We start from the raw sequence: 25,491 nt of genomic DNA on the forward strand, positions 1-25,491 counted from the left end.
GCGCCGACCCCCGGTTACGGTGTGCTCGACAGGGCGGCGGCTCGGGGCGACACTTGTGCGGTTGTCCCCCCAGCGCACAGCGCAGCATGCAAGAGGAGATGGTGTCCGGGTGTCCCGCCGCAGAATCGGGTTCTGGTACCGCTTGGCCGCGGTATTGGCGAAGCCGCCGCTGCTCGTCCTCTTCAAGCGCGACTGGCGGGGAATGGAGCATATTCCGGCCGAGGGTGGATTCATCACCGTGGTGAATCACAACTCATATCTTGATCCGCTCTCCTATGCGCACTTCCAGTACAACACCGGACGTGTGCCCCGTTTCCTTGCCAAGGTGAGTCTGTTCAAGGGTGGCTTTGTCGGCGCGGTCATGCGCGGCACCGGGCAGATCCCGGTCTACCGGGAGTCCGCCGACGCCGTGGGCGCCTTCCGGGCCGCCGTCGAGGCGATCAACAAAGGCGAGTGTGTGGCCTTCTACCCCGAGGGCACCCTCACCCGGGACCCCGCGATGTGGCCCATGGAGGCCAAGTCCGGCGCCGCCCGGGTCGCGCTGCTCACCAAGGCCCCGGTCATCCCGGTCGCCCAGTGGGGCGCCAACGAGGCCATGCCGCCGTACGCCAAGGCGAAGGACCTCCGTTTCTTCCCACGTAAGACGCTGCGGGTAAAGGCCGGGCCGCCCGTCGATCTGTCCATGTTCTACGGGCAGGAACCCACCGCCGAGGTGCTGCGCGCCGTCACTGACGCGATCATGGACGCCATCACCGAGCAGCTGGCGGAGATACGGGGCGAGCCCGCGCCAGCCGAGCGTTTCATCTACCGCAAGGCGCTTGCCGACAAGCGCAGAATCCAGCAGAAAGCCGCTGAGGGAGAAAACGAGTGACGAAGGCCGCCGTATTCGGCACGGGTTCCTGGGGCACCGCCTTCGCGATGGTGCTCGCCGACGCGGGGTGCGAGGTGACCCTGTGGGGCCGCCGCGCCGAGTTGGCCGAGGCCATCAACACCACCCGCACCAATCCCGACTATCTGCCGGGCGTCCAGCTCCCGTCCGGTCTGAGGGCCACCACCGACCCGGCTGAGGCCGCGCGGGACGCCGAGTTCACGGTGCTCGCCGTGCCCTCCCAGACACTGCGCGGCAACCTCGCCCAGTGGGCGCCGGTGCTGCCCGCAGACACCGTCCTGGTCTCCCTGATGAAGGGCATCGAGCTCGGCACCGCCAAACGGATGAGCGAGGTCATCGAAGAGGTCGCCAAGGCCGAACCGGAGCGCGTGGCCGTGCTGTCGGGGCCCAACCTCGCCAAGGAGATCGCCGCCCGGCAGCCCGCCGCCTCGGTTGTCGCCTGCCGCGATGAGTCGGTGGCCAAGCGGCTCCAGACCGCGTGCCACACCCCGTACTTCCGTCCGTATACGAACACCGATGTGGTCGGCTGTGAGCTGGGTGGCGCGGTCAAGAACGTCATCGGCCTCGCCGTCGGCATCGCGGACGGCATGGGTCTGGGCGACAACGCCAAGGCATCGCTGATTACCCGTGGCCTCGCCGAGACCACCCGGCTCGGTCTGGAGCTGGGCGCCGACCCGGCCACCTTCGCGGGCCTGGCCGGGCTGGGCGATCTGGTCGCTACCTGTTCCTCGCCGCTTTCCCGCAACCACACCTTCGGCACCAATCTCGGCAGGGGCATGACCCTTGAGGAGACCATCGCGGTCACCGAGCAGACCGCCGAGGGCGTCAAGTCCTGTGAGTCCGTGCTCGATCTGGCCCGCCGCCATCACGTGGAAATGCCGATCACCGAGACGGTCGTGGACATCGTGCACGAAGGCAAGCCGCCGCTGGTGGCGCTCAAGGAACTGATGTCGCGCACCGCCAAGGCGGAAGGGCACTGAGCACGCTGTCGCACGCTGCCAGGCGCATCGCTGCGTGGCGCCCTGAGCACGCCCTGTGGCGCCGCGCGGACTGCCGTGCCGTGCCGCTATAGCGGCACGGTGAGGAGGGTAGTCTCAACGCGATGAGCAGCGAGACTACGCCCCACCAGCCTGGACCGAACCGGCCGCGCGTCGCCGTCGTCTTCGGCGGACGCAGCTCCGAGCACGCCATTTCGGTGGTCACCGCCGGTGCTGTGCTGCGCGCTATCGACCGCGCCAAGTACGACGTGCTGCCGATCGGCATCACCGCGGACGGCCGCTGGGCCCTGACCGCCGACGATCCCGACCGGATGGCCATCACCGACCGTCAACTGCCGAGCGTGGACCAGCTCGCCGAGTCCGGCAGCGGCGGCGTCGTGCTGCCCGTCGACCCGGCCAGCCGGGAGGTCGTCTACTCCGAGCCCGGCTCGGTGCCCAAGGTGCTGGGCGAGGTGGATGTCGTCTTCCCCGTGCTGCACGGCCCTTACGGCGAAGACGGCACCCTGCAAGGCCTGCTGGAGCTCTCGGGGGTGCCGTATGTCGGCTCCGGGGTGCTCGCCTCCGCGGTCGGCATGGACAAGGAGTACATGAAGCGGGTGTTCACCTCCTTCGGGCTGCCCGTCGGCCCCTACGAGGTGATCCGGCCCCGTGAGTGGGAGCAGGACCCCGGGGCGGCCCGTAAGCGCGTTGTTGACTTCGCCGGTGACCATGGCTGGCCGGTCTTTGTGAAGCCCGCCCGGGCCGGTTCCTCCATGGGCATCACCAAGGTCGAGGACCTGTCCGGTCTCGACGAGGCCATCGAGGAGGCCCGGCGCCACGATCCGAAGATCCTGATCGAGTCGCTGCTGAGCGGCCGGGAGATCGAGTGCGGGGTGCTGGAGTTCGGTGACGGCCCCAAGGCCAGTGTCCCGGCCGAGATCCCGCCGGTGTCCAGCCACGACTTCTATGACTTCGAGGCCAAGTACATCGATTCCGCCTCCGGCATCGTGCCCGCTCCGCTGACCGCCGAGGAGACGGACGAGGTGCAGCGGCTGGCGGTGCGTGCCTTTGAGGCGGCCTCCTGCGAGGGGCTGGTGCGCGCGGACTTCTTCCTGCTGGACAGCGGAGAGTTCGTGATCAACGAGATCAATACGATGCCCGGCTTTACGCCGATCTCCATGTATCCCCGGATGTGGCAGGAATCCGGCGTCGACTACCCGGAACTGGTCGACCGCCTCATCCAGTCCGCCCTGCACCGCCCCACAGGCCTCCGCTGACCTTTTCTTAACGGCGTCCACCCCTTCTTGACGGCGCCCTCGCATCTCCCCCAGCCCTGGCGGGCTGGGCGGTGCCCCCAGGCGCCGGGGGCGCCTCTCGGGCTTCGGACTCCCCCTAGCCCTGGCGGGCTGGGAGGTGCCCCCAGCGCCGGACTCCGTCCGTCGGCGCTGGCTGGGCGCCGTTGCCGTTGGTGGGAGTTCCCCTAACCCGGCCCCTTCCCGAAACTGGGGGCTTGCGCCCCCAGACCCCCACTCCGTGTTGTGGGCACTCGCAGCCCGCGAGGGGCTGTGGGTGGGCACAACACCGGCCACCGGCCCGCACCGGACCACCCCCGGGGCCCCGGGGCGAAGCCCCGGTTCCGGGAAGGGGCGGGAATTGGGGAAACCCACCCACGGCACCCCGCAGCCGGGCGGAGCCCCGCCACGCGGTGGAGCCGCGTATCGGTACGGCCGGGAAGGCGGCGGGATACGGGGAAGCCCCGCCCACGGGCCCCCGTAGCCGGGGTGGAGCCTCACCACGCGGTGGAGCCGCGTATCGGTACGGCCGGGAAGGCGGCGGGATACGGGGAAGTCCCACCCACGGGCCCCCGTAGCCGGGGCGAAGCCCCGCCACGCGGCGGAGCCGCATATCGGGCACAGCCGGGAAGGGGCGGGAATTGGGCGAGCCCCACCCACGGCACCCCCGCACCCGGGGCGGAGCCCCGCCGCGCGGTGGTGCCGCGTATCGGTACAGCCGGGGACGGGCGGGGACGGGGAACGCGATGGGGTCCGGGGCAGGGCCCCGCGAGAGGTCAGCCGTCCTTCGGGACAGCACCCCGCACCGCGTTCGCGAAATCCGTCAGCACCCCCACCTCCGGCGCGTACACCCCCGGTACCGTCAACTCCACGAAGGCCGTGCGACCGATGGTGGTGAACCGGTAGCCGTCCGGCTGCTCCTCCAGCAGCCACTCGACGCCGTTCACCTCCACCGCCTCCGTGGTGGGGTTGTAGTGTTCACTGCCGGGCGTGAGCACCTCGGGCCGCGGCACCCCGCAGCGCAGCTCGATGGCGGGATCGCCCCACACGGCGGTGTATACCGACTTCGGCTCCGGCTCGACCCGCTGCTGCCCCTCCACCTTCTCGGGCAGCCGCGAGTGGAGCGTACGGCAGTCCGCGGCGGCCTGGCCCGAAGGGCTGGGCACCGCGGGATCGGCGGAGCGGCTGGCTGAACAGCCCAGATACACCGGCGCCGCCACAAGCAGCGCGGCGGCAGCGGCGGACAGGTAAACGATCCGGCGAGGTGAAGAACTCACCGGGTGAGCATACGGGGGAGTTACAGATGTACGACGGGGCAGGTCAGAGTGCGGGTGATGCCATCCACTTGCTGGACTTGGGCAACCACCAGTTTGCCGAGATCGTCGACCGTGTCGGCCTGGGCGCGCACGATCACGTCATACGGACCGGTCACATCCTCGGCCTGGATCACCCCAGGGATCTTGGCGATGACCTCGGCGACGGCCGATGCCTTGCCCACCTCGGTCTGGATCAGGATGTATGCCTGTACCACGGAACCTCCAGGGCGGCTTCGAGGATCATGTGGGAAGAGGGGACGCCACGGTATCGCGTCCTCACCACCAGCGGCGAGTCCCGCACCATCGTCGGGCGCGGCAGTCTGATGCCGCATACGCGTACATATGAAGGGGCAGACGGATGCTGAGTTCCGCCGGGGGCCATCCCCGGACTCCTGGGACCGTGGGCGAGCTGGGGGAGTTCGGGCTCATCCGGGAGCTGACCTCCCGTATCACCACCACCCCGGCCGTACGGCTCGGCCCGGGCGATGACGCCGCGGTGGTCGCCGCTCCGGACCGCCGGGTGGTGGCGAGCACGGACATCCTGCTGGAGGGACGGCACTTCCGCCGCGACTGGTCCACCGCCTATGACGTCGGCCGTAAGGGCGCCGCCCAGAATCTTGCCGATATCGCCGCGATGGGTGCCGTCCCCACCGCGCTGCTGCTCGGCCTGGTCGTTCCCGCCGAGCTTCCGGCCACCTGGCCCGCCGAGCTGATGGACGGCATCAGAGATGAGTGCCAGGTCGCGGGCGCGGCCGTGGTCGGCGGCGATGTGGTGCGCGGTGACACCATCACCGTCTCGATCACCGCACTCGGGGATCTCCAGGGCCGCGATCCGGTCACCCGCGCCGGTGCCCGGCCCGGTGATGTGGTGGCCGTGACCGGCTGGCTGGGCTGGTCCGCGGCCGGGCACACCGTGCTCGCCCGCGGCTTCCGCTCGCCCCGCGCCTTTGTCGAGGCCCACCGGCGCCCCGAGCCGCCCTACCACGCGGGACCGGCCGCCGCTGGGCTGGGCGCGACGGCGATGACCGATGTCAGTGACGGTCTCATCGCCGACCTCGGTCATATCGCCGAGGCCAGCAAGGTCCGTATCGATCTGCGCTCCGCCACCCTCGATGTCCCCGCGCAGATGAACGACATCGCCCAGGCCGTCGGCGTCGACCCCCTGCACTGGGTGCTGACCGGGGGAGAGGACCACGCGATCGTCGCCACCTTCCCCGCCCACCGCAAACTCCCCGCCCGCTGGCGCAGAATCGGCGAGGTTCTGCACCCCTCGGCGCTGCCCCGGGTCACCGTGGACGGCGCGCCCTGGGACAAGGCCGGCGGCTGGGATCACTTCGGGGAGGACACATGAGTGGGACATCCACGAGCAGGGCACCCATACGCGTCCTGACCATCGCCGGGTCCGACTCCGGCGGCGGCGCCGGCATCCAGGCGGATCTGAAGACCATGCTGGCGTTGGGTACCCACGGCATGAGCGTGCTGACCGCCGTCACCGCGCAGAACTCGCTGGGGGTGCAGGGCGCCTGGGAGCTGCCCGCCGAGGCAGTGCGCCAGCAGTTCCGCAGCGTCGCCGACGACATCGGTGTGCAGGCGGTCAAGACCGGGATGCTGGCCTCCGCGGAGCTCGTGGAGACCGTGGCCGCGCTGCTCTCCGAGCTCGAGGTGCCGGTGGTCATCGACCCGGTCGGGGTCTCCAAGCACGGTGACTCACTGCTCGCCGCCGAGGCGCTGGAGGCCGTACGCACCAAGCTGTTGCCGACCGCGACCGTCGCCACGCCCAACCTCGATGAGGTCGCTCAGCTCACCGGTGTACGGGTGGCGGCCGAGGCGGATATGCGGCGAGCGGCGGCGGCACTGCTCTCGTACGGCCCGCGGTGGGCCCTGATCAAGGGCGGTCATCTGCCCGGCGATGCCACCGACCTGCTCACCGATGGCCATACGGAGCACTGGCTGCGCGCGCCCCGCCACACCAACCGCCATACCCACGGCACGGGCTGCACCCTCGCCAGCGCCATCGCGGCTCAGCTGGCCAAGGGCGAGCGAGTGCCGGAGGCGGTCAGCCAGGCCAAGGCGTACATCACCGGTGCCATCGCGGCCGGATTCGCCCTCGGCGGCGGCATCGGGCCGGTCGACCACGGTTGGCGGCTCCGGTAGCCGACGACTGGCCCGCAGCAGACAGAGCAGACCCGCAGCAGAAAGAGCAGACAGAAAAGCCGGTCCACCCTGAGGTGGACCGGCTCTGCTGGCAACCGGGAGGCTGCGCTGCGACTATCCGTCAGCGCGAGACCTTGCCGGCCTTGATGCACGAGGTGCAGACATTGAGGCGCTTCGGCGTCCGACCGACCACGGCACGCACGCGCTGGATGTTGGGGTTCCAGCGACGCGGGGTACGGCGGTGCGAGTGGGAGATGCTGTTGCCGAAGCCCGGCCCCTTGCCGCAGACGTCGCAGTTGGCAGCCACGGGTCACTCCAAAGACTTCAGAATCACGGAACACCCCCGCGAGGGCGGGGAGAAGGCCTGACCGGTGTCAGGCAACCGGAGCAGCATACAACGACTGCTTCCGAACACCGAAATTACCATGACCGACCGGGCCCCCGCCTCCTGCCCCAGCCCGGCTTCCGGACTACCCTTCCCGGCATCGCCGCTGATCAAGGAGGGCCGTAACGTGCCGCACACGCTCGACGCCGCTGCGGTACGTGACTGGTGCGCCCAGTCCCTCGACGCCCTGGGCAAGGCCCGCGAGACCATTGACGCGATCAATGTCTACCCGGTGGCCGACGCCGATACCGGCACCAATCTCTATCTGACCGTGGAGTCCGCCACCCAGGCCGTCGAGGCCGCCTGCGCCGGTGACCCCACGCCCGCGGAGGCGGTACGTGCCATGGCCCATGGCGCCCTGCTCGGGGCGCGCGGCAACTCCGGCACGATCCTCGCCCAGCTGCTGCGCGGCATGGCCGACGAGATCAGCGGCGGCGGTGATCTCTGCCACGCCCTGCGCCGGGCCGCCGAATCCGCCCGGGCCGCTGTGGCACACCCCGTCGAGGGCACCATCCTCACCGTCGCCTCGGCCGCCGCCACGGCCGCCGAGGGGGTGCGGGGGGAGGCCGCGGGCGATGCCGTCGCGGTGGCCCGCGCCGCCTGTGAGGGTGCCCGCACCGCGCTGGAGGCGACCCCCGGGCAGCTGGAGGTGCTGGCCAGGGCGGGCGTCGTCGACGCGGGCGGCTACGGTCTGGTGGCCATCCTCGGTGCTCTGGTCGGCGCGCTCTCCGGGGAACAGCCGATGGGTCCGCTCGCCGAACGCGCGGCGGGCAGCGCCCCCCTGGCCCCCGCCGCCCCCGTACGTTCGCCCCAGCCCACCGGCGACCCGCATGCCGTCGCGGGTGGCCCGGCATACGAGGTGATCTACCTCCTCGACGCACCCGATACGGCCATCGACGCGCTGCGCGACCGGCTCGATCCGCTGGGTGACTCCCTGGTCATCGTCGGCGGCGACGGGCTGTGGAACGTCCATGTCCATGTGGACGACGCGGGCGCCGCCATCGAGGCGGGGGTTGAGGCGGGACGCCCGCACCGCGTCCGGATCACCCACTTCGACAGCCAGCGGACCGAGCCGGAGCCGCTGGCCCGGGCCGTGGTCGCCGTCGTACCCGGCGATGGACTGGCTGAACTGTGCGATGAGGCCGGTGCCATCGTGGTCACGGTGCGCCCCGGTGAGCCGCCCGCCAGTGGCGAGCTCGTACAGGCCGTACGGCGGGCACACGCCCGCGAGGTCGTACTGCTGCCCAACGCGGCCGAGCTGCGGCACACCGCCGCGGCCGCCGCCGAACAGGCCCGCGCCGAGGGCGTACGGGTCGCCATCATCCCCACCCGTTCCCCGGTTCAGGGCATCGCCGCCCTCGCTGTCCATGAGCCGGACCGCCGCTTTGACGAGGATGTCGTCGCCATGACCTCGGCGGCCGGCGCCACCCGTTACGCCGAACTGGCCATCGCCCAGCGGGAGTCCTGGACCACGGCCGGTATCTGCCAGGCCGGGGATGTGCTCGGCATGATCGACGGCGATGTCTCCCTGATCGGCACCGATCTCGCCGGCACCGCCACCGGGGTGCTGGAGCGGATGCTCGCGGCGGGCGGTGAACTGGTCACCCTGGTGCTCGGCGCGGATGCCCCGGAGGGCCTGGCGGCCCAGCTGGAGGAGTACGTCCGCCATAGCCACCTGGGCGTGGACACCGTCGTTTACACGGGGCAGCAGCCGACTCCCCTGCTCATCGGCGTCGAATAACCGCCGGCTGTCACACCCATCCGCCAAGATGGACGTGTGCCCGCGCTCGAAGAACCCCTCCAGAAGATCGTCGGCGGCAACACCGCGAAGGTGCTGGCCGAGCACCTCGACCTGCATACGGTCGGTGACCTGCTCCACCACTATCCGCGACGGTACGCCGAGCGCGGCGAGCTGACCCGGCTCGCCGACCTTCCGCTGGATGAGCATGTCACCGTTGTCGCCCAGGTCGCCGACGCCCGCCTGCTGAAGTTCAACAGGGGCAAGGGCCAGCGGCTTGAGGTGACCCTCACCGACGGCAGCGGACGGTTGCAGCTGGTCTTCTTCGGCCGTGGGGCCTTCGCGCACGAGAAGAAGCTGCTGCCCGGCCGCCGTGGCATGTTCGCGGGCAAGGTCGGAGTCTTCAACCGCAAGCTCCAGCTGGCACACCCCGAGTACAAGCTGCTCGACCAGGACAGCGACCGGTCGACCGTCGAAAAATTCGCCAGTGAGCTGCTTCCGCTCTACCCGGCGTGCCGGCAGATCTCCTCCTGGACGATCGAGCAGTCCATCGACACCGTGCTCACCTCCATGGAAGCCACCGGCTGGGACGGCCTCACCGACCCCCTCCCACCGTCGATCCGCGCGGACCGCAGCCTGATCACTCTCCCCGAGGCCTTCCGCAAGGTCCACCGGCCCCGCACCAAGGGCGACATCGCCGAGGCCCGCGCCCGGCTGAAATGGGACGAGGCCTTCGTCCTCCAAGTCGCTCTCGCACGCCGTCGCTTCGCCGACACCCAGCTCCCGGCCGTGCCGCGACGACCGCGGGAGGACGGCCTGCTGAAGGCCTTCGAGGCCAAGCTGCCTTTCACCCTCACCGAGGGCCAGCGGCAGGTCAGCAAGGAGATCTTCGCCGACCTGGCCACCGAGCACCCCATGCACCGGCTGCTGCAGGGCGAGGTTGGCTCGGGCAAGACGTTGGTGGCGCTACGGGCCATGCTGACCGTCGTTGACGCGGGCGGGCAGGCGGCCATGCTGGCGCCCACCGAGGTGCTGGCCCAGCAGCACCACCGCTCCATCGTCGAGATGCTGGGAGAGCTGGCTGAGGGCGGCCTGCTGGGCGGCGCCGAACACGGCACCAAGGTGGTGCTGCTCACCGGCTCCATGGGCGCCGCCGCCCGCCGTCAGGCGCTGCTGGATCTGGTCACCGGTGAGGCCGGGATCGTCATCGGCACCCATGCGCTGATCGAGGACAAGGTGCGCTTCCACGACCTGGGCCTGGTCGTCGTCGATGAACAGCACCGCTTCGGCGTCGAACAGCGCGACGCCCTGCGCTCCAAGGGCAAACAGCCCCCGCACCTCCTGGTGATGACGGCCACCCCGATTCCGCGCACGGTCGCCATGACCGTCTTCGGTGATCTGGAGACCTCCGTCCTCGACCAGCTCCCGGCCGGACGCTCCCCGATCGCCAGCCATGTGGTGCCCGCCGCCGACAAGCCGCACTTCCTGGCCCGTACCTGGGAGCGCGTACGGGAGGAAGTCGAGGCCGGGCACCAGGCCTACGTGGTCTGCCCCCGGATCGGCGACGAGGAGGAGCCCGCAGCAAGGAAAACCCCTGAGGACGAAGCGGAGAAGCGGCCGCCGCTCGCCGTGCTCGAAATCGCGGAGCAGCTGACCGGCGGCCCGCTCAAGGGACTTCGCGTCGAGCCGCTGCACGGCCGGATGCAGCCGGAGGCCAAGGACGACGTGATGCGCCGCTTCGCCGCGGGCGAGGTGGACGCGCTCATCGCCACCACCGTCATTGAGGTCGGGGTGAACGTCCCCAACGCCACCGTCATGGTGATCATGGACGCGGACCGTTTTGGCGTCTCCCAGCTCCACCAGCTCCGTGGCCGGGTCGGCCGTGGCTCAGCGCCCGGACTGTGCCTGCTGGTCACGGAGATGCCGGAAGCCAGCCAGGCCCGCGCCCGGCTGACCGCGGTCGCTGGGACGCTGGACGGCTTTGAGCTCTCCCGTATCGATCTGGAGCAGCGTCGTGAGGGCGACGTCCTGGGGCAGGCGCAGTCCGGTGTCCGGTCGTCGCTGCGCATGCTCGCCGTCATCGATGACGAGGAGGTCATCGCGGAGGCCCGTGAGGAGGCCACAGCGATCGTCTCCGCCGACCCGGAACTGTCTCAACTCCCCGCCCTGCGCACGGCGTTGGACGCGCTACTGGACAAGACCCGCGAGCAATACCTCGACAAGGGCTGAAACTGCGGGGCTGGCACCGCGAGTGTTGTGGGCACTCGATCCGCCCGAGTGTTGTGGGCACTCGCAGCCCCGCGAGGGGCTGTGGGTGGGCACAACACCCGGCCACCGGCCCGCACCCAGCCAACCCCGGGATCCCGGGGCGAAGCCCCGCCACGCGGCGGAGCCGCATATCGGTACAGCCGGGAAGGTGGGGGCACCTCCCAGCGGTAGCTGGGGGAGGGAACGGGGAAGAACCCGCCGCGCCACCAGCGGCGTGCCCACGAGCCACCCGGCGCCCGCCGACTGAGCCGAACGCGTGGCTTCGCCATATCGTGGGGGAGCGGCGACCAGCCGGGATCGCCGCTCCCAGGACGGAGGACGCGACCCATGACCCGCGTGATCGCCGGATCCGCAGGCGGACGACGGCTCGCCGTGCCGCCCGGCAACGGCACCCGCCCGACCTCCGACCGTGCCCGGGAAGGACTGTTCTCGAGCTGGGAGGCGCGGCTGGGCTCCTGGCGGGGGCTACGGGTGCTGGACCTGTACGGCGGCTCCGGCGCCGTCGGGCTGGAGGCGCTGTCCCGGGGAGCGGAGCACGTGCTGCTCGTAGAGGCCGACGCACGAGCCGCACGGACCATCAAGGAAAACGTCCGCGCACTGGGGCTCCCGGGCGCCGAGGTGCGGCTGGCCAAGGCCGAGCAACTGCTGGCGGGGCCAGCCCCCGAAAGACCGTATGACGTGGCCTTTCTCGATCCGCCCTATGCGGTCAGCGATGACGATCTCCGCGAGATTCTGCTCACACTCCGGAAACAGGGGTGGCTCTCCGCTGCCGCGCTCGTCACCGTTGAGCGCAGCACCAGAGGCGGCGAATTCCGTTGGCCCGACGGCTTTGAGGGGCTGCGGTCGCGTCGCTACGGCGAGGGAACGTTTTGGTACGGTCACGCCGCCCAGCAGGAAGTTACCGACGCGTCATGAAAAGCTCCGAGAGCGAGGAAACGCCAGTGCGCCGCGCCGTCTGTCCGGGGTCCTTCGATCCCATCACCAATGGACATCTAGACATCATCGCCCGGGCCTCCAAGCTCTATGACGTCGTACACGTCGCGGTGATGATCAACCAGGCCAAGCAGGGCCTTTTCACTGTCGAAGAGCGCATAGAGCTCATCCGTGAGGTCACCGAGAGCTTCGGTAACGTCCAGGTGGAGTCCTTCCACGGGCTGCTGGTCGACTTCTGCAAGCAGCGCGACATCCCCGCCATCGTCAAGGGGCTGCGGGCGGTCAGTGACTTTGACTACGAGCTGCAGATGGCGCAGATGAACAATGGGCTCTCCGGCGTCGAGACTCTCTTCGTGCCGACCAATCCGACTTACAGCTTCCTCTCTTCCAGCCTGGTCAAGGAGGTCGCCACCTGGGGCGGCGACGTCTCCCACCTGGTGCCCCCGCAGGTCTTCGAAGCACTCACCAAGCGCCTTGCCCGGCACTGACGTTCCCGCATCCGGTGTCGCACCGGCCTCCGCTGCCCGTACAGTCACCTCCGTGGACGTACAGCAGAGACTCGACGACATTGTCGCGGCGGTCGAGAGCGCCCGCTCCATGCCCATGTCGGCCTCCTGCGTGGTGAACCGCGCGGAGCTGCTTGCCATGCTCGGCGAGGTGCGCGAAGCGCTGCCCGGCTCGCTCGCCCAGGCCCAGGAGCTGCTGGGCGGCCGGGAGCAGATGGTCGCCGAGGCCCAGCAGGAGGCGCAGCGGATCATTGAGGCCGCGCAGACGGAGCGTGGCTCGCTCGTCTCCGGCACCGAGATCGCCCGGCGCTCCCAGGAGGAGGCCGACCGGATCCTTACCGAGGCCCGGCGTGAGGCAGCGGAGATCCGGGCCGAGGCGGATGACTACGTCGACAGCAAGCTCGCCAACTTCGAGGTCGTGCTGAGCAAGACCATCGGCTCCGTCGACCGTGGCCGGGAGAAGCTGCTGGGCCGGGGGCCGGGCGCCGACGCATACGAAGACGGATACGCCGGGGACGCCCCCGAGCGCACCGCCGACCCGGCTGCACTGCGGGAGCGGGCGGACGCGTATGTCGAGACCCAGTTCCGGGCCATTGAGGCGGTGCTGAGCAAGACCCTGGAGGCGGTCGGCCGCGGTCGGCAGAAGCTCACCGGACACCAGCCGGTCGATGAGCTCGGTGCGCATATGGCCGCGCAGGACGGCGGGCAGGAGGGCCACCACCAGCCCCGGACAAGCGACGCGGACTACCTCGCTGATCTCGCCACAACCCAGGCGCCGACGGCGCAGGCCCAGCACGTCGAGCACTTCGACCAGTCCGTGCAGCCGTCGCCGGACCCGTACGCGGTGGCCGCCGGCTATCAGCAGGGCGCCTACCCCCAGCAGGACGCTTACGCCTATCAGCAACAGGATCCGTACTACGCGCAGCAGCAGACCCAGCATGTCCAGGATCCCTATGGCTACCAGCAGGGATATCAGCAGCCGGACGCCTACTACGGCCAGCAGCACCAGCCCCAGCAGCCGCAACAGCCGCAGCAACAGCAGGCCGGTGCGCTGGATGAGACCAGTCTCTTTGACACCAGCATGATCGACATCGATCAGCTGCGGGAGTACGAGCAGGGCCGCTGAGCGGCCCCGGCTGGTTGGGCTGGTCCCGATTGGGTTGATCGGGGCCCGTCCAGTATCCTGGCCCTTCGGTCGCGCGTACGTCCGCGATTTCTGCTGCCCTGAGAACCGGGCGGTTAGTGCCACAGCGTAGAAAGCAGGAAGCCCTGAAAGCCCCCCTCGACCACCGTGCCCCTCTCGTGTTCGACACGCGTGAGCTGGGGCGGCGTCCTGGTGCGCTGAAGCGGGTCTCCCGCACCGTCGAGGCGCCCAAGGACCTCGGTATCGAGGTCATCGGGGTGCCTGAGGGCGCGACGATCGAGCTGGACCTCCGCCTGGAGTCGGTCATGGAAGGGGTGCTTGTCACAGGCACCGCCCGTGCGCCGCTCTCGGGGGAGTGCGTAAGGTGTCTGGAGCCGCTTGGGCAGCAGTGCGAAGCGGATTTCCAGGAAATGTTCTCCTACCCCGACGCCGACGACCGGAGCCTTTTCAAGGACACCGGCGACGACGCCGAGGAAGAGGAGGACATGCTCTTCCTCGAGGGCGATCTGTTCGACCTCGAGCCTGTGCTGCGGGACGCGGTGGTGCTGTCACTGCCGCTCCAGCCCGTGTGCGACCCGGACTGCCCCGGGCTGTGCTCCGAGTGCGGAGCACGGCTCGCGGACGACCCGGAGCACCAGCACAACGAGGCCGTCGACATCCGTTGGGCGGCACTGCAGGAACTCGCCGAGACCATCCAGGACGGCGAGAAGGACGACGTGAACGGCGCCGCATCGGGTGCCGACGAGAAGCAGGAGAAGTAGCCGTGGCTGTTCCGAAGCGGAAGATGTCGCGCAGCAACACGCGCCACCGCCGGTCGCAGTGGAAGGCTGCGGTCCCCACCCTGGTGACGTGCGAGCGCTGCCAGGAGCCGAAGCAGCAGCACATCGCGTGCCCCAGCTGCGGCACCTACAACAAGCGTCAGGTCCTCGAGGTCTGATCGGCGGGTGACAGGCTTCATGTCAGACGCCAGTACGCCTGGAATCCCTCCCCGCACACGTGGGGGTGAAGCGCAGGCTCCGGCGGATCTGGTGGATGCGGCCTCGTCCCACACGCTCCTGGAAGGGCGGCTCGGGTATCAGCTCGAGTCCGCCCTTCTGGTGCGTGCGCTGACACACCGCTCGTACGCATACGAGAACGGTGGGCTGCCCACCAATGAACGGCTTGAATTCCTCGGAGACTCGGTCCTCGGCCTGGTAGTTACCGACACGCTCTACCGGACCCACCCCGATCTGCCCGAGGGACAGCTGGCCAAGCTGCGCGCCGCAGTGGTCAACTCGCGTGCCCTCGCCGAGGTCGCCCGCGGCCTCGACCTGGGCGCCTTCATCCGGCTTGGCCGGGGTGAGGAAGGCACCGGTGGCCGGGACAAGGCCTCGATCCTCGCGGACACCCTGGAGGCCGTGATCGGCGCGGTCTATCTCGACCAGGGCCTCGCCGCGGCCGATCGGCTGATCCACCGGCTCTTCGACCCCCTGATCGAGAAGTCCTCGAATCTGGGCGCGGGCCTGGACTGGAAGACCAGCCTCCAGGAGCTGACCGCGGCCGAAGGCCTCGGCGTTCCGGAGTATGTGGTCACCGAGACCGGTCCCGACCACGAGAAGACCTTCACGGCTGCTGCCCGCGTCGGTGGTGTCGCGTACGGCACCGGCACCGGCCGCAGCAAGAAGGAAGCGGAGCAGCAGGCGGCGGAGGCCGCCTGGCGTGAGATCCGCGCGGCCGCGGACGCGAAGGCGGCCACTGCCGAAGCACACTGATCCCCTTTCCGGCCTTCCTCCGGCCCCCACTGGAGGAAGGCCGGCCGGAGGGCCAAGGAGACCCCGTTGCCCGAGCTGCCCGAGGTGGAGGTCGTACGCCGTGGCCTCGAAAGCTGGGTCAGCGGCCGTACCGTCGACGATGTCACCGTGCTGCACCCGCGTGCCGTCCGGCGGCATCTCGCGGGCGCGGCGGACTTCGCCGCGCGCATGGCGGGACGCCGCGTCGGTGTGGCCCAGCGGCGCGGCAAGTACCTGTGGCTGCCGCTCGGCGATGACGCCGAGGGCTTCGCGGTGCTGGCGCATCTGGGAATGAGCGGCCAGCTGCTGGTGCGGCCGCAGGAGGCGCCCGACGAGAAGCATCTGCGTATCCGCGTCCGGTTCAAGGACTCCGCGGGCACCGAGCTCCGCTTTGTCGACCAGCGCACGTTCGGCGGGTTGTCGCTCCACCCGACAACACCGGATGGTCTGCCCGGCGTTATCGCCCATATCGCCTGCGACCCGCTCGACCCGGCCTTCGATGACGCCGCTTTCCACAGCGCGCTGCGCGCGAAGCGTACGACGATCAAGCGGGCGCTGCTCGACCAGTCGCTGATCAGCGGCGTCGGCAATATCTACGCGGACGAGGCGCTGTGGCGGGCCAGGCTGCACTACGACCGGCCGACCGGCACCCTCACACGGCCTCGCACGGCCGAGCTGCTCGGGCACATCCGGGATGTCCTGAACGCCGCTCTCGCCGTCGGCGGCACCAGCTTCGACAGCCTCTACGTCAACGTCAACGGCGAGTCCGGCTACTTCGATCGCGCCCTGGACGCCTACGGGCGTGAGGACGAACCCTGCCGCCGCTGCGGAACGCCTATGCGCCGTCGCACCTGGACCAACCGGTCCAGCTACTTCTGCCCCCACTGCCAGCGCCCCCCACGCCCCCGCTCCCGGTGACATCAACGTCCGCCGCCGGAGGGAGTCCCCTAACCCGACCCCTTCCCGAAACTGTGGGCTGCCGCCCCCAGACCCCCACTCCCGTGTTGTGGGCACTCGCAGCCCCGCGAGGGGCTGTGGGTGGGCACAACACCCGCCCACCGGCCCGCACCGGCCACCCCCGGGGCCCCGGGGGCGAAGCCCCGGTTTCAGGGAAGGGGCGGGATACGGGGAACCCCACCCACGGCACCCCCCGCAGCCGGGCGGAGCCCGGCCACGCGGCGGAGCCGCATATTGGTACAGCCGGGAAGGGGCGGGATACGGGAAACCCACCCGCGGCACCCCGGAGCCGGGCGCAGCCCCGCCGCGCGGCGAAGCCGCATGTCGGTACAGCCGGGACTAACCAGGACTTCGGCTCAGAAGCCGAAGTTCTGGGTCCACCATGGCCCGCCGGGCGCGAAGTGCGCGCCGACCCCCAGCGTCTTGTAGTCGCAGTTGAGTATGTTCGCCCGGTGGCCGGGACTGTTCATCCAGGCGTCCATCACAGACTGCGCGTTGGCCTGCCCACGGGCTATGTTCTCGGCGCCGAGATTGCTGATGCCCGCCGCGTCGGCCCGGTCCCAGGGACTCTTGCCGTCCGGGTCGGTGTGCGAGAAGAAGCCGCGCACGGCCATGTCCTCGCTGAAGTCACCCGCCAGCTTGGCCAGCTGAGCGTCCGCCGTCACCGGCTGGCAGCCCGCCTTGGCCCGCTCCTGGTTGACCAGCGTCAGCACCTGCGCCGCAGTGGACTCCGCCGCGTCCGGGGTCTGCGGGGCCTTCGGCGGCTTCACGCTGGGCTTCGCGGGGTTCGCCGGGCTGGCCGGCTTTGCCGGGCCGGCGCTGCTGCTCGATGGCGCGGGCTTCTTCGGCGCCTTGGAAGGCTCGGCGGAGGGCTTCTCGGAGGGCCGTGACGGTGAAGGACTCGCGCTGGGCGACTGCGCCCCCGTACGTTCCTGGTCCCGGCTCGCCGGGTTCTCGCCGCGCTCGCCGAATCCGTCCGTGGCGCCCTGCGTCGCCAGATCCGGCACACCGTCGGCCCGTACCTTGCCGTTGGAGTCGTCGAAGCCGCCGAGGGTGAAGCCATTGCCGGGGCCGGGAACCAGCCCCGAGGCCACGGCTACCGCGCCCACTGCCATCGCGGCGGAGACACCGAGCATCCCGGTACGCACGGGGGCGGCGCCCCGCTTGCGGTGTGAGTCCCGGTGGCGACCATCAGAGGCGCTGCGCTGCGCGGGGATGCTCGGGGAGGGAGCGGGGGTAGCGCGTCGATGGCGTCCCATCTGCTGCTGTCCTCACGTGCTCGGCGGCGTTCACATCGCTTCGCTTCACTCATTCGAGTGAAGTCCATTGCCGGGCGACTGTACGGCATCACTGCGGGGGCTGGAGTGCCGCACGAGGAATTGTCTGGATAGCGTGCGTCATATGAGTGAGGCCACTGGCGGGACGGAGGACGTCCGGATGATCGCGTGGGTGCGCGGCGTGGTTCAGGGCGTGGGCTTCCGCTGGTTCACCCGGGCGAACGCGCTGCGGATCGGCGGACTGATCGGTTTCGCCGTCAACCTCGGCGATGGCCGGGTACAGGTGGTGGCCGAGGGACCGAAAGAGAACTGTGAGGCGCTGCTGGAGTGGCTGCGCACCGGTGACACGCCCGGCAGGGTGGACGGAGTCACGGAAATCTGGGACATGCCTCGGGGCGGCTACCCGAGCTTCGACATCAGATGAACCCGGAGTCTGACCCAAACTGGTTGCCAATCCCCGGACGGCGTGTAAGGCTGCCGTCACGAATGATCCACAAGTGATCCGCACCCCCCAGCGGGCCGCCCTCTCCGGTGCATGCCGCCGTTTGAGCCAAGGCGCCCGCGTACACGGGGTGTGATCGTGTTGACCCTCAAAACTTTTGGTGAGACGCTGGAAGCCCCGCGCACCTTAGCTGTTTGACCCTGAGAACCGTTACGCAGAGCAGACACCGCGGGTGCTTATCCCTCACGTATCCCTCACGACCACCGCCGCTTCGGTCGGTCACTCAGTGTGGAGGACCATCCATCATGGCAAAGGCGCTTCTCGGTTACGTCGGCGGCTCCGACCCCCGAGTCCTCGCCGAGATGCGACGGCTTCAGCAGCGCGTCCAGGACCTGGAATCCGAGCTCGTACGGATGCAGGCCGAGAACGACGCGTTGTCGGCTGCCGCACGTCACGGCGACTCGCTGCTTGACAGCATCGACGTACCCAAGGGCGAGCCCGCGCTCACCTGACCCGAAACCCGGGCGGGTGTATAAGCGGAGCCCACCGCTTGAAGAACTGCGAGGGACGCTCCGGCGTCCCTTCGTCATTTCTCCCCGTGGTGGATGACTTCCGTTAACGTCTGATGTGCCCCCCACCTTCATGGGTGAAACCGCGCCTCCCCGGTAAAGTCACACGCCGTGCACCTCAAGAGCCTGACCCTGCGCGGGTTCAAGTCCTTCGCTTCCGCCACCACGCTGCGCTTCGAGCCGGGTATCACCTGCGTGGTGGGCCCAAACGGCTCCGGCAAGTCCAATGTGGTGGACGCCCTGTCCTGGGTGATGGGCGAGCAGGGGGCCAAGTCGCTGCGCGGCGGCAAGATGGAGGACGTCATCTTCGCCGGGACGACCGGGCGGCCTCCGCTCGGCCGTGCTGAGGTCTCCCTCACCATCGACAACGCCGATGGCGCTCTGCCCATCGACTACGCCGAGGTCACCATCACGCGGATCATGTTCCGCAACGGCGGCAGTGAATATCAGCTCAACGGTGACACCTGTCGGCTGCTCGATATCCAGGAGCTGCTTTCCGACTCCGGCATCGGCCGCGAGATGCATGTCATCGTCGGCCAGGGTCAGCTCGACTCCGTGCTGCACGCCGACCCCATGGGTCGCCGTGCCTTCATCGAGGAGGCGGCGGGCGTACTGAAGCACCGCAAGCGCAAGGAGAAGGCGCTGCGGAAGCTCGACGCCATGCAGGCCAACCTGGCACGCGTCCAGGATCTGACCGATGAGCTGCGGCGGCAGCTCAAGCCGCTGGGGAGACAGGCCGCGGTGGCCCGCAAGGCGGCGGTCATCCAGGCTGATCTGCGCGATGCCCGGCTGCGGCTGCTCGCCGACGATCTGGTCACCCTGCGGGAGGCGCTGAAGGCAGAGGTCGCCGACGAGGCCGCGCTCAAGGAGCGCAAGGAGGCGGCCGAGGCCGAGCTGAAGGCCGCCCTGCAACGCGAGGCCGAGCTGGAACAGCGCGTACGCACCCTCACCCCCCGGCTGCAGCGTGCCCAGCAGACCTGGTACGAGCTGTCCCAGCTCGCCGAGCGGGTGCGCGGCACCGTCAGCCTGGCGGACGCCCGGGTCAAGAGCGCCAGCGCCGAGCCCGTGGAGGAGCGGCGCGGCCGGGACCCGGAGGACCTGGAGCGGGAGGCGGCCCGTATCCGGGAGCAGGAGGCGGAGCTGGAGGCCGCGCTGGAGGCGGCGAGCCGTGCGCTGGACGAAACGGTTGATCACCGGGCCGAGCTGGAACGGCGGTTGGCTGAGGAGGAGCGGCGGCTCAAGGACACGGCACGGGCCATCGCGGACCGTCGTGAACACCTGGCCCGGCTCAGCGGTCAGGTCGGTGCCGCCCGCAGCCGGGCTGCGTCGGCCCAGGCCGAGATCGACCGGTTGACGGCGGCCCGTGATGACGCACAGCGGCGAGCGGTCTCCGCGCAGGAGGAGTACGAGCTCCTCAAGGCGGAGGTCGAAGGGCTGGACGAGGGTGATCAAGAGCTTGCGGAGCGGTATGAGGCCGCCAAGCGGCAGCTGGCCGAGGCTGAGGCGGCACTGACCACGGCCCGGGACGCCGCGACCGCCGCCGACCGGAAACGCGCCGCCACCTCCGCCCGCCATGACGCCCTCGCGCTGGGCCTGCGGCGCAAGGACGGCACCGGCACCCTGCTGGACTCCCGGGACCGGCTCACCGGGCTGCTGGGCCCGGCAGCGGAGCTGCTTACGGTGGCGCCGGGCTACGAGGTGCCCATCGCCGCCGCGCTGGGCGCTGCCGCCGACGCGATCGCGATGGATGGCCCCGCAGCGGCTGCCGAGGCCCTGCGTCTGCTCCGCAAACACGACGCGGGCCGCGCGTCGATCCTGCTGGGCGGCGCGCCGAATCCGTATCCCGGCCCCGGCCCCCGGAGCAATCCCGACCACCCGGAACACCCTGCGGCAGCCGAACTGGTCAGCGGGCCTGATTCACTGATCCCCGCCGTGCGGCGGCTGCTGCGTGACGTTGTGGTCGTCAGGACGCTGGAGGACGCCGAAGAGCTGCTGGCCGAGCAGCCGGAACTGACTGCCGTCACGGCCGAGGGCGACCTGCTTGGCTCCCACTTCGCGCACGGCGGTTCCGCCGGGGCGCCCAGCATGCTGGAGGCCCAGGCCGCCGTGGACGAGGCGGCAGCGGAGCTGGCGGAGCTGGCGGAGCGGTGCGATGAGCTGGCCGCCGAGCAGGGGCGGGCGAAGGAACGGCGCCAGGAGTGCGCGGCGGCGGTGGAGGCGCTGGCGGAGCGGCGCAGCGCCGCCGACCGGGAGAAGTCAAAGGTCGCCGGGCAGCTAGGACGGCTGGGCGGACAGGCGCGGGCAGCCGCGGGCGAGGCCGAGCGGGCCGCTGCGGCCGTGGCCAAGGCCGAGGAAGCGCTGACGGCCGCCACCGAGCAGGTCGAGTTGTTGTCCGAGCGGCTGGCGGTGGCCGAGGAGGTCCAGGAGGGTGAGGAGGAACCGGACACCTCCGTACGGGACCGTCTCTCGGCCGACGGCGCCAACGCCCGGCAGACCGAGATGGAGGCCCGCCTCCAGGTCCGCACGCACGAGGAACGGGTCAAGGGACTGGCCGGGCGAGCGGACGCCCTGGACCGGGCGGCGCGTGCCGAGCGGGAAGCGCGGGCGCGCGCGGAGCGGCGGCGCGCCCGTATGCGTCATGAGGCCGAGGTCGCCGCGGCCGTCGCCGCGGGCGCCCGGCAGCTGCTGGCGCACATCGAGGTGTCCCTCGTCCGGGCCGAGGAAGAGCGGGCCGCCGCCGAGCAGGCCAAGGACGAGCGCGAACGGGAGCTGGTCGCCGAGCGCAACCGGGGCCGTGAGCTCAAGGCTGAACTGGACAAGCTCACCGACTCGGTGCACCGGGGCGAGGTACTGGGGGCCGAGAAGCGGCTGCGGATTGAGCAGTTGGAGACCAAGGCGCTGGAGGAGCTGGGGGTCGAGCCCGCCGGGCTGATCAGCGAGTACGGCCCGGACCAGCTGGTGCCACCGTCCCCGCCCGCCGAGGGCGAGGAGTTGCCCGAAGACCCGGAGCACCCCCGTAACAGACCAGTCCCCTTCAGCCGTTCGGAGCAGGAGAAGCGGCTGACCGCGGCAGAGCGTGCGTATCAGAAGCTTGGCAAGATCAATCCGCTGGCGCTGGAAGAGTTCGCGGCGCTTGAGGAGCGTCACCAGTTCCTCAGCGAGCAGCTCGAAGACCTGAAGAAGACCCGCGCCGATCTTCTTCAGGTCGTGAAGGAGGTCGACGAGCGGGTCGAGCAGGTCTTCACTGAGGCTTACCACGACACCGCGCGTCAGTTCGAGGGCGTCTTCGCCCGGCTGTTCCCCGGTGGTGAGGGACGGCTGATCCTGACCGACCCCTCGGACATGCTCACCACCGGTGTGGATGTCGAAGCCCGGCCGCCGGGCAAGAAGGTCAAGCGGCTCTCTCTGCTCTCCGGCGGCGAGCGCTCGCTCACCGCGGTGGCGCTGCTGGTGTCCATCTTCAAGGCGCGGCCCAGCCCGTTCTATGTGATGGACGAGGTTGAGGCGGCACTCGACGACACCAATCTGCAGCGGCTGATCGGGATCATGGAGGAGCTGCAGGAGAGCTCGCAGCTGATCGTGATCACGCATCAGAAGCGAACCATGGAGGTCGCGGACGCGCTCTACGGTGTCTCCATGCAGGGCGACGGTGTCTCAAAGGTCATCAGCCAGCGGCTGAGCTGATCCAATCCTTGATCACTTCACAGAGTGAATACATGTGATGGGTGCCTCGCTGAAGAATCGTTGAGACGCAGCTATTGACTTCGAAACTTGAAGGCATAGTCTCTGCAACGTCGCTTTTACCTTCAACTGGTGGCGCACGGTCAGGCATGCGCCACTGACAGAGCGACATCACCGAAGCCCGGCACCGCCGCCGGGTCCCGCAGGAGAGCATTTTGACCAGCACCGCGCAGCTGGAGCCCGCCGCCACAGCCGGTCGGCCGAAGCACCTCAGTCATGTCATCTTCATCGCCGCGTCCGCCGCGATGGGCGGTTTCCTCTTCGGCTACGACAGCGCTGTGATCAACGGCGCTGTCGAGGGCATCAAGGGGAAGTTCGACGTCGGCTCCGCCACCCTCGGCGCGGTCATCGCCATCGCGCTGCTCGGCGCGGCGCTCGGCGCCGTGATGGCGGGCCGGCTCGCCGACCGCATCGGCCGCCCCCGGGTGATGCAGATCGCCGCGGTTCTCTTCGCGGTCAGCGCCCTCGGCTCCATGCTCCCGTTCACGCTGTGGGACCTGGCCATCTGGCGCACCCTGGGCGGCGTGGCCATCGGTATGGCCTCAGTGATCGCCCCGGCGTATATCGCCGAGGTCGCACCCGCTGAGTACCGGGGCCGGCTCGCCTCCTTCCAGCAGGCCGCCATCGTCCTCGGCATCGCCATCTCGCAGCTCGTCAACTACCTGGTGCTCAATATCGCCCACGGTGACCAGCGTGGCTCCCTGTTCGGTCTTGAGGCCTGGCAGGTCATGCTCGGAATCGAGATCGTCCCCGCCCTGCTCTACGGCCTGCTGGCGCTCCGTATCCCGGAGTCGCCGCGCTATCTGGTCGCCCGGGGCCGGATCGACGAGGCCAAGGCGGTGCTCGCCGATGTCGAACCGGAAGGCACCGATCTGGACGCCGAGGTGGCCCGGATCGACGCCAGGATGCGCAGCGAACACAAGCCGAGGCTCAGGGACCTCATGGGTGGCAGGACCGGCCTGCTGCCCATTGTCTGGATCGGTATCGGCCTCTCGGTTTTCCAGCAGCTTGTCGGCATTAACGTGATCTTCTACTACAGCTCCTCGCTGTGGCAGTCGGTCGGCATCAACCCGGAGAGCTCGTTCCTCTACTCCTTCACCACGTCGATCATCAATATCGTCGGCACGGTGATCGCGATGCTCTTCGTCGACCGGATCGGCCGTAAGCCGCTGGCCCTGATCGGCTCCGCCGGAATGGCCGTCTCGCTCGCCCTTGCCGCCTGGGCGTTCTCCTTCAAGCGGGACCTCAACGGCGACATCTCGCTGCCCGACGCCCAAGGCGCCGTCGCCCTGATCGCCGCGCACTCCTTTGTGCTCTTCTTCGCCCTGTCCTGGGGCGTGGTGGTCTGGGTGATGCTCGGCGAGATGTTCCCCAACCGCATCCGGGCCGCCGCGCTGGGCGTGGCCGCCTCCGCACAGTGGATCACCAACTGGCTGATCACCGCGAGTTTCCCGTCGATGTCCGACTGGAATCTCTCCGGCTCCTATGTGATCTACGCAGCCTTCGCCGCGCTCTCGATCCCGTTCATCCTCAAGTGGGTGCCGGAGACCAAGGGCAAGGCGTTGGAGGAGATGGGCTAAACCCCGCCGCCCATCTTCTCGCCACGGATACTGCCCCGGCTCTCCCCGAGAGCCGGGGCAGTACGCATCCGTCGTCCTGGCTGATACTGGATGAGATGTTCGGCCGAACCGGCTTCGCGACGGACAAGCCCTGCCCGTGACGTAGATCAATCTCTAGGGAACCGATGGAAATCCTCATCCTCGTTGTAGTCATCGCCGTGGTAGCGATCGGCGCGATCAGCGGGCTTGTGATCAGCGGCCGCAAGAAGAAGACGCTGCCGCCCGATGAGTCCGCCACCCCTACCATCACCGCCCCGCCCCCCGAGCCGCATATCGGTGAGGAGGCCGAGGGCACTCCGGAGGCACCCGGCCGGACGATCCAGGAGGTCGGGCTGCCGGACGCCGCCGAGGCACCGGTTGTCGAGGAGGCCGCGCCCGCCGCACCGGCGCCCGAGATCGAGACCCCGGAGCCCACCGCGGGCCGGCTCGTACGGCTGCGCGCCCGGCTCTCCCGCTCGCAGAACTCGCTGGGCAAGGGGCTGCTCACGCTGCTCTCCCGGGAGCGTCTTGATGACGAGACCTGGGAGGAGATCGAGGACACCCTCCTCACCGCCGATGTCGGTGTCGCCCCCACCCAGGAGCTGGTCGAGCGGCTGCGTGAGCGGGTGAAGGTGCTGGGCACCCGCACCACCGAGGAGCTGCGCGGGCTGCTGCGCGAAGAGCTGCTGACGCTGATCGGCACGGATATGGACCGCGCCGTACGCACCGAGACCTCGGGAGCCGAGGACAAGCCCGGCATCATCATGGTTGTCGGGGTGAACGGCACCGGGAAGACCACCACTACCGGCAAGCTCGCCCGGGTGCTGGTCGCCGACGGCAAGTCGGTCGTGCTGGGCGCCGCCGACACGTTCCGGGCGGCCGCCACCGATCAGCTGCAGACCTGGGGCCAGCGCGTCGGCGCCCGTACCGTGCGCGGGCCCGAGAACGGCGACCCGGCCTCGGTCGCCTTTGACGCCGTCAAGGAAGGCATCGCCGAGGGCGCCGATGTTGTGCTCATCGACACCGCCGGCCGACTGCATACCAAGACCGGACTCATGGACGAGCTGGGCAAGGTCAAGCGGGTCGTCGAGAAGCAGGGGCCGGTCGACGAGGTGCTGCTGGTGCTGGACGCCACGACCGGTCAGAACGGTCTGGTGCAGGCGCGGGTCTTCGCCGAGGTCGTGGACATCACCGGTATCGCGCTCACGAAGCTGGACGGTACGGCTAAGGGCGGCATCGTTGTCGCGGTCCAGCGGGAGCTGGGTGTACCGGTGAAGCTGGTTGGGCTGGGGGAGGGGGCGGACGATCTGGCTCCGTTTGAGCCGGAGGCGTTCGTGGACGCGCTTATCGGCGACTGAACGCGTCCGGTGTCTCCCGTGTTCCGGGGGTGCCCGGTGGGGTTTCCCCTATGCTCTCCCCCAGCTACCGCTGGGAGGTGCCCCCAGGGGGTGCCCCCACCTTCCCGGCTGTGCCGCTGTGCGGCTCCGCCGCGCGGCGGGGCTTCGCCGGGCTGCGGGGTGCTGGGGGTGGTTTCCC

23 protein-coding genes are annotated in these 25,491 nt (G+C 69.7%); 19 read left to right on the forward strand and 4 right to left on the reverse strand.

The window, feature by feature from the left end; translation table 11 throughout:
* Positions 1 to 109 precede the first annotated feature (109 nt).
* The 3 genes from test1122_RS20145 to test1122_RS20155 all read left to right on the forward strand — a co-directional run bounded on the left by test1122_RS20145 (position 110) and on the right by test1122_RS20155 (position 3,143).
* Complete coding sequence (locus test1122_RS20145; RefSeq protein WP_232270561.1) at positions 110 to 871, forward strand: lysophospholipid acyltransferase family protein; 762 nt, start codon at positions 110 to 112, stop codon at positions 869 to 871.
* Complete coding sequence (locus test1122_RS20150) at positions 868 to 1,869, forward strand: NAD(P)H-dependent glycerol-3-phosphate dehydrogenase (RefSeq protein WP_277879861.1); 1,002 nt, start codon at positions 868 to 870, stop codon at positions 1,867 to 1,869. The genes test1122_RS20145 and test1122_RS20150 overlap by 4 nt, the downstream gene beginning before the upstream one ends.
* 122 nt (positions 1,870 to 1,991) lie before the next feature.
* The gene (locus tag test1122_RS20155) at positions 1,992 to 3,143 is read left to right on the forward strand and encodes a D-alanine--D-alanine ligase family protein (RefSeq protein ID WP_232270562.1); all 1,152 of its coding nucleotides are present in this window, start codon (positions 1,992 to 1,994) and stop codon (positions 3,141 to 3,143) included.
* Between the two features lie 791 nt (positions 3,144 to 3,934).
* Here test1122_RS20155 and test1122_RS20160 read toward each other — a convergent pair.
* Together test1122_RS20160 and test1122_RS20165 are read right to left on the reverse strand one after the other, a co-directional pair.
* Positions 3,935 to 4,435, reverse strand: coding sequence for a DUF3515 domain-containing protein (locus test1122_RS20160; RefSeq protein ID WP_232270563.1), 501 nt, complete (start codon positions 4,433 to 4,435; stop codon positions 3,935 to 3,937).
* A 20-nt stretch (positions 4,436 to 4,455) separates the two neighbouring features.
* Positions 4,456 to 4,689: an Lrp/AsnC family transcriptional regulator gene (locus tag test1122_RS20165; RefSeq protein WP_232270564.1), complete on the reverse strand. Its 234-nt coding sequence runs from the start codon at positions 4,687 to 4,689 to the stop codon at positions 4,456 to 4,458.
* 143 nt (positions 4,690 to 4,832) lie between these two features.
* Here test1122_RS20165 and test1122_RS20170 point away from each other — a divergent pair, with 143 nt between their 5' ends.
* Together test1122_RS20170 and thiD are read left to right on the forward strand one after the other, a co-directional pair.
* On the forward strand, positions 4,833 to 5,825 hold the full coding sequence (locus test1122_RS20170) for a thiamine-phosphate kinase (protein ID WP_232270565.1): 993 nt from the start codon (positions 4,833 to 4,835) through the stop codon (positions 5,823 to 5,825).
* Positions 5,822 to 6,628: a bifunctional hydroxymethylpyrimidine kinase/phosphomethylpyrimidine kinase gene (thiD, locus tag test1122_RS20175; protein ID WP_232270566.1), complete on the forward strand. Its 807-nt coding sequence runs from the start codon at positions 5,822 to 5,824 to the stop codon at positions 6,626 to 6,628. Before test1122_RS20170 ends, thiD begins: the two co-directional genes overlap by 4 nt.
* Positions 6,629 to 6,749: 121 nt before the next feature.
* Here the strand turns inward: thiD and rpmB are convergent, their stop codons facing one another.
* The gene (gene rpmB, locus test1122_RS20180; protein WP_028426177.1) at positions 6,750 to 6,935 is read right to left on the reverse strand and encodes a 50S ribosomal protein L28; all 186 of its coding nucleotides are present in this window, start codon (positions 6,933 to 6,935) and stop codon (positions 6,750 to 6,752) included.
* A 205-nt stretch (positions 6,936 to 7,140) separates the two neighbouring features.
* Between rpmB and test1122_RS20185 the strand changes: the two genes are divergently transcribed.
* The 9 genes from test1122_RS20185 to mutM all read left to right on the forward strand — a co-directional run bounded on the left by test1122_RS20185 (position 7,141) and on the right by mutM (position 16,289).
* On the forward strand, positions 7,141 to 8,754 hold the full coding sequence (locus test1122_RS20185) for a DAK2 domain-containing protein (RefSeq protein ID WP_232270567.1): 1,614 nt from the start codon (positions 7,141 to 7,143) through the stop codon (positions 8,752 to 8,754).
* A 36-nt stretch (positions 8,755 to 8,790) separates the two neighbouring features.
* The gene (gene recG, locus test1122_RS20190) at positions 8,791 to 10,980 is read left to right on the forward strand and encodes an ATP-dependent DNA helicase RecG (protein ID WP_232270568.1); all 2,190 of its coding nucleotides are present in this window, start codon (positions 8,791 to 8,793) and stop codon (positions 10,978 to 10,980) included.
* A gap of 366 nt (positions 10,981 to 11,346) precedes the next feature.
* The gene (gene rsmD, locus test1122_RS20195; protein ID WP_232270569.1) at positions 11,347 to 11,934 is read left to right on the forward strand and encodes a 16S rRNA (guanine(966)-N(2))-methyltransferase RsmD; all 588 of its coding nucleotides are present in this window, start codon (positions 11,347 to 11,349) and stop codon (positions 11,932 to 11,934) included.
* Between the two features lie 26 nt (positions 11,935 to 11,960).
* Entirely contained in the window at positions 11,961 to 12,440 is a 480-nt protein-coding gene (gene coaD / locus test1122_RS20200) for a pantetheine-phosphate adenylyltransferase (RefSeq protein WP_232272007.1), read from the forward strand.
* A 52-nt stretch (positions 12,441 to 12,492) separates the two neighbouring features.
* A complete protein-coding gene (locus tag test1122_RS20205; RefSeq protein ID WP_232270570.1) occupies positions 12,493 to 13,584 on the forward strand; it encodes an ATP synthase F0 subunit B in 1,092 nt (363 codons plus the stop codon).
* Positions 13,585 to 13,760: 176 nt separating this feature from the next.
* Complete coding sequence (locus test1122_RS20210) at positions 13,761 to 14,363, forward strand: YceD family protein (RefSeq protein ID WP_232270571.1); 603 nt, start codon at positions 13,761 to 13,763, stop codon at positions 14,361 to 14,363.
* Positions 14,364 to 14,365: 2 nt separating this feature from the next.
* Positions 14,366 to 14,539, forward strand: coding sequence for a 50S ribosomal protein L32 (gene rpmF / locus test1122_RS20215; protein ID WP_101390332.1), 174 nt, complete (start codon positions 14,366 to 14,368; stop codon positions 14,537 to 14,539).
* A 19-nt stretch (positions 14,540 to 14,558) separates the two neighbouring features.
* Positions 14,559 to 15,353, forward strand: a complete 795-nt coding sequence (rnc, locus tag test1122_RS20220) for a ribonuclease III (RefSeq protein WP_232270572.1) — start codon at positions 14,559 to 14,561, stop codon at positions 15,351 to 15,353.
* A 66-nt stretch (positions 15,354 to 15,419) separates the two neighbouring features.
* Positions 15,420 to 16,289, forward strand: coding sequence for a bifunctional DNA-formamidopyrimidine glycosylase/DNA-(apurinic or apyrimidinic site) lyase (mutM, locus tag test1122_RS20225; RefSeq protein ID WP_232270573.1), 870 nt, complete (start codon positions 15,420 to 15,422; stop codon positions 16,287 to 16,289).
* A 395-nt stretch (positions 16,290 to 16,684) separates the two neighbouring features.
* Here mutM and test1122_RS20230 read toward each other — a convergent pair whose 3' ends face one another.
* The gene (locus tag test1122_RS20230; protein ID WP_232270574.1) at positions 16,685 to 17,587 is read right to left on the reverse strand and encodes a CAP domain-containing protein; all 903 of its coding nucleotides are present in this window, start codon (positions 17,585 to 17,587) and stop codon (positions 16,685 to 16,687) included.
* A gap of 142 nt (positions 17,588 to 17,729) precedes the next feature.
* Here test1122_RS20230 and test1122_RS20235 point away from each other — a divergent pair, with 142 nt between their 5' ends.
* The 5 genes from test1122_RS20235 (at position 17,730) to ftsY (ending at position 25,313) form a co-directional block, all read left to right on the forward strand.
* Positions 17,730 to 18,029, forward strand: coding sequence for an acylphosphatase (locus tag test1122_RS20235; RefSeq protein WP_232270575.1), 300 nt, complete (start codon positions 17,730 to 17,732; stop codon positions 18,027 to 18,029).
* Between the two features lie 323 nt (positions 18,030 to 18,352).
* Complete coding sequence (locus test1122_RS20240) at positions 18,353 to 18,559, forward strand: hypothetical protein (protein WP_232270576.1); 207 nt, start codon at positions 18,353 to 18,355, stop codon at positions 18,557 to 18,559.
* A gap of 168 nt (positions 18,560 to 18,727) precedes the next feature.
* A complete protein-coding gene (smc, locus tag test1122_RS20245; RefSeq protein WP_232270577.1) occupies positions 18,728 to 22,300 on the forward strand; it encodes a chromosome segregation protein SMC in 3,573 nt (1,190 codons plus the stop codon).
* Positions 22,301 to 22,467: 167 nt separating this feature from the next.
* The gene (locus test1122_RS20250; protein WP_277879911.1) at positions 22,468 to 23,937 is read left to right on the forward strand and encodes a sugar porter family MFS transporter; all 1,470 of its coding nucleotides are present in this window, start codon (positions 22,468 to 22,470) and stop codon (positions 23,935 to 23,937) included.
* A 164-nt stretch (positions 23,938 to 24,101) separates the two neighbouring features.
* A complete protein-coding gene (gene ftsY, locus test1122_RS20255; RefSeq protein ID WP_232270579.1) occupies positions 24,102 to 25,313 on the forward strand; it encodes a signal recognition particle-docking protein FtsY in 1,212 nt (403 codons plus the stop codon).
* Positions 25,314 to 25,491 lie beyond the last annotated feature (178 nt).

The sequence above is a fragment of the Streptomyces gobiensis genome (assembly GCF_021216675.1).
GTDB classification, from domain to species: Bacteria; Actinomycetota; Actinomycetes; order Streptomycetales; family Streptomycetaceae; genus Streptomyces; species Streptomyces gobiensis.